We start from the raw sequence: 11,085 nt of genomic DNA, 5'->3' as shown, positions 1-11,085 counted from the left end.
CCTCGGCCTGACTCATTCAGCGAACCATCAGCATTGATTTTTCCACTGACGGTCTGGCGATCCCCGTTGAAACGCCCGCCTTCGGAAGCACGTACAAACAGACTGGTATCCCTGGACGCCTTCCACAAACCGCCCACCGTCCAACTCTCATAGCTGGTGTCATAGTCCAGATTTTCCCGAGCGCCCTGCGCCTCCATGGTAGGAATCATCACGGTGACCTGATCACCGTTGAAGTCGGTGGTTTGCACGGGGGTATCGCCGGTCACCAAGCCGGCAACCGTCCATCCCGAGGATTTCACGTTCTCAAATCGGGTACTGACATCAAAGATGAACAGATCATTCTCCCAGTCCAACACGACATAGGGTGCCGTATTCGTGTAAGAAAGATCGTAATCCCTGGAACAGCAGTCCCCCCAGTTATCGTTGAACCCGGCAATACCACGGGCGGTGAGCAAGTTACCTTCATCGTCATACAGGTCCAGCATCGCCGGGTTATCACCACTCACTTCGGTATAGGCCCGATTGATGTGCCAATCCATGGCGATATCCTGCTTCATATGGAAATAGCCGGCACGTACCGTCAGATCACCATCTCCCAGCCAATACTCACCAATCAGGGTCAGGTCATTCACAAAGCTGCCCACATCACGCATATTGGTGTGCACATTGGGGCCGTTATCCAGATACTCCCGGTCATACAACTGACCGGCATTCGGGCCGTTGGCGTAACGGATTTCACCGACGGTCGCGCCGTTCACCATTGAGCCGGTCACGCTATCGGCACGAACCACGTTCTGAAACGGCGAGTAGAAGGTACCGCTCTGTTCGGTCCAGCGCATTTTGTTTTCGGCCCGAAGGTTATCGGTAAAGACGTACTGGAGCTCATTACCAATGGCCGTAGTTTTTGTGGCAATGCCATTCATCGGAACGGTTTCCAGATCGCCCTCACGGTTCACAATCTGGTTCTGATTATTCAGGATAGAGTAATTCGACTGGTCTCTGCCATCAAAGCCGGGAAACGCCTTGATGTTACTCACCTTGTCGCCGTTAACACTACCGAGAAACGGGCTGCCAGTGTAATTGGCTTCCTGAGTATCCGCGAACTTCCCCAAGAACCGGATATAGCCCTGGTTGTCGTCAAAGTACTTGGTGATATTACCTTTGATCTGAACACTATCGCTGGCTCCATAGGGAATTTCCAGCGGCCCTTCACCTTGCCGAACGAAACCGCCGATGTGGTAGTTGACCGAGTCGCTCGCGGGCCCACCGTAACGAAAGTCGATACGACTCTCATCAAAGCCCAAACCGGTGTTCGCCTGTATATAGCCACCTTCCTCCTGACCATAGTTACTGATGTAGTTGATGATCGCCCCAGGAGCCTGGGAGGTGTAGGTTCCCGCCGTACCACCACGAATACCTTCGACCTTATCCACCGATGCGTCAAAGCGGGTCCAGTAGTCATTGTTGCCAAACTGAATATCGCCAAACAGGACCGTGGGCAACCCATCTTCCTGAATCTGAACAAAAGGCGAACCGCCGGTCGCGACCGGAAGACCACGTACGGCGATATTGGCGTTACCGCCCGGCCCGGAGGTACCAGACACCTGAATCCCCGGAATCATCCGCAGCACCTCCGACTCGGAGCTGGGCTGAAAATCCTGAATGGCGTCGGTATTTACAGCAGTTACCGCGACGGAGCTTTCAATCTGGGATCGCCCACCACCGGCCGCGGCCGTGACCAGGATCTCTTCCAGGGCTGGCTGTTGCTGAGCTTGAGCGCTGAAGGGAAAGGCCAAAGCCAGCACTGACGATGACGCCAGAGCCATTTTGATGGCTGAAGCCAGAGGGGCTTTTTTGATACCCGGTTGTTTATCCACGTTACACCTCACATGTCTTAGTGATGAGGAGCCTATATGAGTCAACCGCCCGGCCATGGCGGACATCAGAGGAGGATTGCGCCGACGGGAACACTACATGCCCGAGCAGAACAACAGATTACTTACTCATAATAGCTCACACTTTTATTGTTTGCCCTACTACCTGCAACCCCAACTCGCCGGGCTCCAGATAAAAGGAGAGCTCTATTTTGAAAGCTGAACGACCGCTTCCGGTATTGACCTGAATTTATCCCTAGCCTTTTACCGCTTCTTCCATGCAGAGCAACTTACAGAATTCCCCGACTTATTTCAACACGTTTATTAAATAACAGGATTTGGCCATAATGTAATATAATTACTGCAACCTTCTGTTTTTAAAGGGTTTTATAATTACTGTTATAATGAACACACTGTTATATATTAATTTACGATATTGATTCCGGAATGATAACTCTCGCTATCGCCGGAATACCATTCAAACAAAAAAGCGCGACCCCTTAGGGCCGCGCCTGCACTAACGTTGTGCCAATATAGGGAGAGACATTCCCTGGGAGAGCTCCAGCACCCAACACGCTGGAGAGCGTCCTGCACCACGGAGAGCCGGGCGCAGGACGTGTTCAAAACACCCGGTTTCAGTAGCCCGGGTTCTGCTGGTAAGCACCGCCACTGAGGTTAATCTGCTGCTGCGGGATCGGCATATACTCATGCTTGCCGGCGGTGAACTCCGCATCGGTCAGATACTCTTTGCGCGTCTGCTCGACTTCCAGGTACGTGTCCAGCGTTTCTTTGGCCACCCCCCAACGAACCAGATCGAAGAACCGATGCCCTTCCAGACCCAGCTCCAGGCGACGCTCCCAGCGCAAGGCCTGACGGGCTTCGTCCTGATCGGCAAAATCGCTGTAGGTGCCAATGTTGTAGATGCTGAAGTTGTTACCGAGACGACCGGTACTGCCCGCTGCACGCTGACGAATCCGGTTGATGATCGGCAGTGCCTCGTCTTCGCGATTCAGCTCAATCAGTGCCTCGGCCTTCCACAGCAGAACATCGGCATAGCGAACCAGAATCGTATTTTTGGAGGTCACGGTAAATGGACCATTCTGCATACGGCACTCACAGTCCGGGTGCTCCAACTCTTTCATGGACACAAAATTACCGTAGGTCGCTGGGTTACGCGCCCAGGAATCACCATCTTCGATAATCAGATCTTCATCGTATTTGAACGGCTTGTCTTCCATCCCTACGGTGTGATCCAGGCGCGGGTCAACCATATCGGAGGACGCGTCGTAATTGGCATCGTTGAAGGTATCAAACAGGGGTAGACCATCAGCCCCGGTTTTGAAGGCATTGACAAAGTTTTCGGTCGGCACATGGAAACCACAGCACCCGAAACCACCGGCCATTGGGGTATTCAGAGCCACGCCCCAGGAGCCTCGGCCATCGGGGCTGCCATCTTCACGGGAACGCTGAATTTCAAACACGGACTCGCGATTGTTCTCGAACTCCCACAAGAAGTTCTCCGCGTAGTCATTTACCAGTCCATAGTGGCCATTTTCTTCAATGTCATCGACCAAACTGACCACCTCTTCCAGGTTGTCGGAATCGATACTGGTCACCTGGTGGTTCTCGTCCTGCACGTAGGCCTGATAGAGAAGCGTCTTGGCCAGGTAGGCCCGCGCCGCATCACGATCCGCCCGGCCCACTTGCGCCTGATCCTGAGGCAACGGCAGGTTTTCCACACCAAAGCGGAAATCAGCAGCGATCTTGTCCCACAACTCTTGCGAGGTCAGATCCACATTGCTCGCGGTTTCCACCTGCTCTGGAGTCATGGTTTCATCGATCCAGGGCACCTGGTCGTAGTGGATTTTAAGGTCGAAATAGAACACACCCCGGATAAAGCGAAGTTCCGCCTGACGTGCTGCTTTGTTCGGGTAGACACTTACATCCACGTCATTCATGACCTGAAGCGCCGAATTCACCCGGGAAATGCCCGTGAAATCTCGCACCCACTTCTTGTTGTTCAGATCGATAAAATCCGGTGGGAAGGACTCACCGTCAGCCACCAGAGGCTCGTACAGTGACAGAGCGTGATAGGCGAAAATGTCCGCCGCACCGTTACCGCCCTTGTGGGCATCGCCCGCACGCAGGTTCCCCGTTGGCCACAGGTACATTGGAGCGGTGTAGTGGTCGTTGCCCAGATATGAGTAGGCAGACGTCACCAGCGCATCCAGGTTATCAACGGTCTTTACCTGATCTTCACTCAGGGCCGACTTCGGCTCAACGTCCAGAGAGTCGCTGCCACACGCCGTAATGGCAAAGGCCATCACCGCGGACAGTGCTAACTTATATGTCTTATTCATGATGTTAACCTCAATTGTTCAATATTTGAATTCGTTATAGGGTCCCGGTTTAGAAGGTGACATTCACACCCACATTGATGCTGCGCGGAATCGGGAAAGTCGCTCCCGGCGTTTCCGGGTCCTGAGCCAGGGTGCCGTCCGGCGTAATGGTCAGCAGGTTCTGCCCCTGAATATAGAAGCGACCCGTGCTGGCACCAATGGCACCCCAGAAGGTATCCGACGGGGTGTAACCCACTGACAGGTCACGCAACTTGAGGTAGGAGGCATCTTCCCAGAAGAAGGTGGAAGAACGGGCCTCGTTGTTGTTGTCGACCAAGGTCAGCGCCGGCACGTTGCTGCCGGTATTGTCCGGGCTCCAGGCTCCCAGCACGCGATCACCATAGTTAGAACCGGCGTTGAGCGAGGTGAAGTCGGTGAAGAAGCGCCAATGGTTGCGAATCTGCCCACCGTGAACGCCCTGCCAGAACATATTGAAGTCCCAGTTTTCATAGCCGAGCTTGAAGTTCACGCCATAAATCAGATCCGGATCGGAAGTGGTGAAAAACGTCTGGTCAGCCTCGGTGATTTCGCCATCGCCATTCAGATCGGAGTAGCGAATTCGACCTGGTGCCGCGCCGCCCTGGGTGGCATGAGCATCGACTTCGTCCTGATTCTGGAACAAGCCGTCAGCTACGTAACCATAAACCGCATTGATGGACTGACCGAGAATAGTCTTGTCACGCCCATCACCCGGGAAGGAGTTCACCACGTCGGCGGGCAGTGAGATGACCTCGTTCTCGGCACTTGAGACGTTACCGCTGATCTCATAATTGAATACACCGACGCCATCAATCTCGAAGTCATTGGCATAGTTCAGCACCAGCTCGAAACCGGAGTTCTCGATGGTACCGCCATTAACAATCTGGGAGGCGCCTTCACCCTGAGTTGCCAGAGGCTGGGTGCGGGTCAGAATATCTTCGGTGGTCTTGTCGAACCAGTCCAGTGAACCCCAGAAGGAACCACCGAACATTTCAAAATCGATACCCACGTTGGTCTGTACCGATGTCTCCCACTTCAGGTCCGGGTTACCGATCTGCACCCGGGCGAAGCCCGACGGCAGGTTGCCGGTATCCGCACCATTCAGGTCGTACGCGGTGCCCTCATCCTGCTGAGTGGTAAACAGAGAGGTCGTCGCATAACGGCTTTCGTAGATGGTGGAAGTCGCCCGGGTATCGATTTCCTGGTTACCGTTTTCACCCCAGCTTGCACGCAGCTTCAGCTCGTCGATAAAGTCGACATCGAAAAAGGCTTCATCAGAAACAAACCAACCGGCAGACACGGCGGGGAAGGTACCGTACTGGTTGTTGTCACCAAACCGGGAAGAACCGTCGCGCCGTACCGTGACAGACGCCAGATAGCGACCTTCAAAATCGTAGTCAATCTGAGTGAAATAGGACTGCATATTCCAGGCGTCACCGGAGCCGCCCACTTCGGTTCCAGAGGTACCCTGGGACAGGAAGGCATAATCGCGATCATCCGATGCATAGCCCTGGTTACTGCCAGAGAATCCTTCGGTTTCAAAGTCAACTGTTTCCGCACCCACCAAAACCTTCAGGAAGTGACCACCGTCAAAATCCCAGCTCTGCTCGGCCGTATTGGTCCAGACCAGAGTCTTATTCCAGTTGTGCATAGTGCTCAGCTGGTCCTCAAAGTTGAGGTTACCCGCCTGAAATGCGCGAGTGTAATCGCGATAGTAGAACTGTCCGTAGTCCACACCAACGTTGGAGCGAAGAATCAGATCATCCAGCGGCCGATACTCTACATAGGCGTTACCCACCACCCGATTGTAGGTGTTCTCGTTATCCTTGTTCATTGCGATCAGACGAACCGGGTTGTCCCGGTCGGTAATGCCCGCTGCCGGGCCACCCCAACCCATACCGTCTTCCGTACGAATCGGAACAATGGACTGCTGCTCGATAGAAAGGTTGAGCACACCTTCTGCCAGATCGTTGACCTTATTGGACACTTGGTTGGTAAAGGTGAAGTTCTCGCCAATGGTTACGTCCCCATCAAGAAAGTCGAGACTGGAGTTGACACGAAACGCCAGACGCTCAAACTCGGATTCATCCACTACACCCTGTGCATTGTAGTAACCAAAAGAGGCATACACATTGGAGTTATCCGATGCATTGCCCATGGAGACATGAAGGTCACTGACCTTCGCGGTGCGGGTCACAGCGTCAAACCAATTGGTATTCGCCGGCCGCATGGTCTGTGCCGAATCAAGGTACTCCGGCAAACGGATTTCACTCAGCTCCGGGTTGGCGTAGTCGCCATTCCAGTCATAGGTATACAGGGGGCTGGCGTTATTCGGATCAGTACCATCATTGACGGCTGCCTGAAATACGGCACGGGCCCGCTGCTGAGTATTCAGAGGGTTCAGGTCATAGGAGTAATCCTGATAAGACTGATTGAGCTTGACTTGAACACCTTCCGCGTCAGAACCCTTCTTGGTGGTGATCACGATGACACCGTTGGCAGCTCGGGCACCGTAGACGCTGCCGGTCGCCGCGTCCCGCAGGACCTGGATGGAGGCAATATCGTTGGGGTTCAGCTCATGCATGCCTTTGGTGGTTGGCACGCCATCAATCACGTAGAGCGGGTCATTGAAACCAAGGCCGCCAATACCCTGCCCCCGAATACGCACGCGAGAGGATGGATTAGGGTTACCGTTTGAGGTGATCTGCACCCCTGGGAGTCGCCCCTGAAGGTTTTGCATGATGTTGCCGGAGGGCAGATCCTGAACATCGTCCAGGTTCACCGCATTCACTGCACCGAGCAGTTTCTTCTCTTCGGTGGTGCTGTAGCCGGTGACCACCACTTCTTCCAGCGGCTGGAGCGTGGGCTCACTGCCATCCTGGCCATAAGCCAGCCCCGGCGTTATGGCGCACGCCAGCGCGCTCAAGGTAAATAGTGACTTGTTCATAGAGTGCATCCTCTTATTTATTGTTGAAGCTTGGTCTTGGTAAACGGTCTGTAGGGAAACGCTTGGTGCGACTCCTCTTTACCCCTGCCTGACACCGGTCGAATAGCCATGCGTTATCGGGGAAAACCTTCTTATACTCAAAATCTATTAAGGCTTGAGCGTCGTCACACCCCCAGGCCCTGACCCTCTAAATTACAGAATGATTTACCTCATTTCAACTATTTTATTAACCTTGTGTTAATAATAATTGGGGATATAACTGCCATTTAATAAGCCTAAAATCATATAATTTCAAATAACCCCAGTATTGACACTTATATTTAACCGTGATTTACTTAATCGAAATAGGCGCATGCCGCTATTCAGTAAACCTAATAAGAGCGAGAATCAACGTGAAGTCACTACCCTGCCTGTATGCGGGCATCGAAGCCGGCGGCACCAAGTTCAATTGTGTGCTGGGTCGCTCTCCGACGGAGATTCTGGAGCGCGCCAGCTTTCCGACGACCCGCCCGGATGAAACCCTCGGTGCCGCCATCCAGTTTTTTGAGCAGGCCCAGGCCCGGCACGGTGCCATCGCATCGCTCGGGGTAGCCTGCTTTGGTCCGGTGGACCTGTCTCTGGACTCCCCCACATACGGCTTCATCACCGACACACCCAAGGCGCATTGGTCCAATACCGATGTGGTGGGCACGCTGTCCAAAGCCTTGGGCGTACCGGTGGCCTTTGATACCGACGTCAACGGTTCCGCGCTGGGGGAAGGTTCTCTGGGCGCTGCTCAGGGGCTGGACGACTATGTGTATGTCACCATCGGCACGGGCGTGGGCGCCGGCATCGTTGCCAATGGTCAGCCGGTGAAGGGTGCCATGCACCCGGAGGTCGGCCATATGCTTCTGCCCCATGACCGGGAGGTCGACCCCTTTCCTGGCGCCTGCCCTTTTCATGGAGACTGTGTCGAAGGCCTGGCCTCCGGCCCGGCGATTGAAAAGCGCTGGAAGCAGAAGGCCGACACCCTCCCCCAGGATCACGAGGCGTGGGACATTCAGGCTGATTATCTGGCCGCCCTGTGCTGGAACCTGACCGTCACCTACTCCCCCCAGCGGATCATTCTCGGGGGCGGGGTGATGAAGCAGGACCACCTGTTCCCGCGAATTCACCAGCGCTTTCAGGGCCATATCAATGGCTACCCCTGCGGTGGCGCTGCCAAAAACCCGCAAGACTATATTGTGGCCCCCGAGCTCGGCGGTCATGCGGGCGAAGTCGGTGCACTATTGATGGCACAGGCCATTGCGCCTTCGAGGACTTCAACCGCGGCCGGCTGACGGCTCTGATCATTCATTAATACAGAGGACCCACGCACGATGGCTCCCTTAAAATCACAAACAATAATCCAAGCGAGGTAGTAACCATGAACCATTCACCGGGGGCCGCACCGCCCCGTTCTCATCGAGTTGTCATTTTCAGCACCATCGTGGCCGCCCTCGGGGGGCTACTGTTCGGCTTTGATACCGCCGTCATTTCCGGCACCACCGGTGCACTGGAGCGGGAATTTGAACTCAGCAGCAACGGGCTGGGCTTTACCGTTGCCATCGCTCTGATCGGTACGGTCATCGGCGCATTGAGCGTGGGCAAACCGGCCGACTGGCTGGGCCGCAAGCGCTCTCTGATGGTCATTGCAGTAATGTATTTCATCTCTGCCGTGGGCAGCGCACTGGCCACGGTCTGGGGCGAGTTTCTGGTCTATCGCCTGATCGGCGGCCTGGCGGTGGGTGCCGCCTCAGTTGTGGCACCGATGTACATCGCGGAAATTTCCCCCGCCGCCATGCGCGGCCGGCTGGTGGCAATCAACCAGTTGAACGTGGTCGGTGGCATTCTGCTGGCGTTTCTGTCCAACTATGTGATTGGCCTGTCCATTGACGATGCGACGGCATGGCGCTGGATGCTGGGTATCGAAGCGGTACCCGCGGCACTGTTCCTCGCCCTGCTGTTCCTCATTCCCTACAGCCCGCGTTGGTTGGTCAAGAAAGGTCGCACCGTTGAAGCCCACGACGTTCTGGTCAAAATGGGCGAGCCCAACGTCGAGCAGGAGCTGGCGGATATCGAACGTTCACTGAAAGATAACGACAACGGCGCTTCGGACCGCCTGTTCCAGCGCAAATATATGTTCCCGATTTTCTGCGCCTGGGCCATTGCCATGTTCAATCAGCTCTCGGGCATCAACGCATTGATGTACTACGCGCCCCGCATCTTTGAGAGCGCCGGATTCAGCACCGAGGCATCCCTGCTGCAGGCGGTTCTGGTGGGTGGCACCAATTTCATGTTCACCGTCATCGCCCTGTTCATGATCGACAAGCTCGGCCGTCGTCCCCTGCTGTTCATCGGCTCCATCGGTACCGCCGCCTCGCTGTTTCTGGTCAGCTTCCAGTTTATGGCCGAGGAAATCTCCGGCAGCCTGGTGCTCTACGGTCTGCTAGGCTTTATTGCAGCCTTTGCCATCTCTCAGGGCGCCGTCATCTGGGTGTTCATCTCGGAAATTTTCCCCAACCGGGTGCGAGCCAAAGGCCAGGCGTTTGGCAGTTTCACCCACTGGTTCATGGCGGCCGCGGTGTCCTGGCTGTTCCCGGTGTTTGCCGACGGCAATGGCGGGCTGGTGTTTATTTTCTTCGGTCTGATGATGGTCCTGCAGTTCCTGTTTGTCTGGAAAATCATGCCGGAAACCAAAGGCACATCACTGGAAGATCTGGAGTACACACTACACGTGCGCGACAACGCACCCGACAACGCGAAAACCGCCGCATCGGCCTGAATCAGCGAATAATCAATCACCATAAATCGTATAGCGAGGTTTACCATGCGCAAGACATTCACCCTTCCCCTGACCTCCGCGCTGGCGCTGGCCGTCGCCGGCTGTACTGGCAGTAACACCACCAGCACACCGAACGACACCGCGGCGTCAGCAGAAACCAGCGGTCCGGCAACCACGGCTCCTTACCAGGAGACGTTCCGTCCGCAGTTCCACTTCACCCCAAAAGAGAACTGGATGAACGACCCCAACGGGCTGGTATACCACAACGGTGAATACCACATGTTCTACCAGTACAACCCCTACGGCGACAAATGGGGCCACATGAGCTGGGGTCACGCCATCAGCAAAGACCTGGTGCATTGGGAAGAGCAGAAGGTGGCCATTCCCGAAGACGAGGAGTACATGATCTTCTCGGGCAGCGCTGTGGTGGACCATCACAACACCTCCGGCTTCGGCACCAAGGACAACCCACCGATGGTGGCCATCTATACCGGCCACAAACAGGAACCGGAAAAGGGGCAGGATCAGCAACTGGCCTACAGCCTGGATAACGGTCGCACCTGGACCAAGTATGCGGGCAACCCGGTGCTGGATGAAGGCATGGAGAACTTCCGTGACCCGAAAGTGATCTGGCACGAAGAGAGCGAGCAGTGGATCATGGTGGTGGCCTTGTCGACTGACTACAAGATCGCCTTTTACAGCTCACCCAACCTGAAGGATTGGACCTTCCTGAGCCATTTCGAATCCCCGGGATCCGAGCTGGGCATCTGGGAATGCCCGGATCTGTTTGCTCTGCCGATTGACGGCGATGAAGACAAACGCAAATGGGTGCTGGAAGTGGACCTGGGTGCGGGCGAGGAAGGCTCTGTGGCCGGGGGCTCCGGTGGCCTCTACTTTGTGGGCGAGTTTGATGGCAAGCAGTTCATCCCCGATGAAGATGCCATGCCCGAGAGCGAATCCGGCCCGCACCAGTGGGTGGACTACGGTAAGGACTTTTACGCCGCCGTTTCCTGGTCCGACGTGCCGGAAGAAGACGGACGCCGTATTTGGGTCGGCTGGATGAATAACTGGCAGTATGCGCAG

6 protein-coding genes are annotated in these 11,085 nt (G+C 55.3%); 3 read left to right on the top strand and 3 right to left on the bottom strand.

The window, feature by feature from the left end; genetic code table 11:
* From B3520_RS01590 to B3520_RS01580, 3 genes are all read right to left on the bottom strand, one after another.
* Window positions 1-1,877 (bottom strand): TonB-dependent receptor plug domain-containing protein (locus tag B3520_RS01590; RefSeq protein WP_286875178.1); only part of this gene is annotated, 1,877 nt, incomplete at its 3' end.
* Between the two features lie 632 nt (window positions 1,878-2,509).
* A complete protein-coding gene (locus B3520_RS01585; protein WP_286805373.1) occupies window positions 2,510-4,234 on the bottom strand; it encodes a RagB/SusD family nutrient uptake outer membrane protein in 1,725 nt (574 codons plus the stop codon).
* 49 nt (window positions 4,235-4,283) lie between these two features.
* Complete coding sequence (locus B3520_RS01580) at window positions 4,284-7,199, bottom strand: SusC/RagA family TonB-linked outer membrane protein (RefSeq protein WP_286805371.1); 2,916 nt, start codon at window positions 7,197-7,199, stop codon at window positions 4,284-4,286.
* A gap of 392 nt (window positions 7,200-7,591) precedes the next feature.
* Here B3520_RS01580 and B3520_RS01575 point away from each other — a divergent pair, with 392 nt between their 5' ends.
* The 3 genes from B3520_RS01575 to B3520_RS01565 form a co-directional block, all read left to right on the top strand.
* The gene (locus tag B3520_RS01575; RefSeq protein ID WP_286805369.1) at window positions 7,592-8,518 is read left to right on the top strand and encodes an ROK family protein; all 927 of its coding nucleotides are present in this window, start codon (window positions 7,592-7,594) and stop codon (window positions 8,516-8,518) included.
* A gap of 86 nt (window positions 8,519-8,604) precedes the next feature.
* Window positions 8,605-10,002, top strand: a complete 1,398-nt coding sequence (locus B3520_RS01570) for a sugar porter family MFS transporter (protein WP_286805367.1) — start codon at window positions 8,605-8,607, stop codon at window positions 10,000-10,002.
* A gap of 45 nt (window positions 10,003-10,047) precedes the next feature.
* On the top strand, window positions 10,048-11,085 hold a 1,038-nt coding region (locus tag B3520_RS01565), incomplete at its 3' end, for a glycoside hydrolase family 32 protein (protein WP_286875177.1).

Origin of the sequence: Marinimicrobium sp. UBA4509 (genome assembly GCF_002388575.1) — a bacterium.
GTDB lineage: Bacteria > Pseudomonadota > Gammaproteobacteria > Pseudomonadales > Cellvibrionaceae > Marinimicrobium > Marinimicrobium koreense.
The sequence above is the reverse complement of the archived record's forward strand: the minus strand, read 5'-3'. Positions and strand labels throughout refer to the sequence as shown.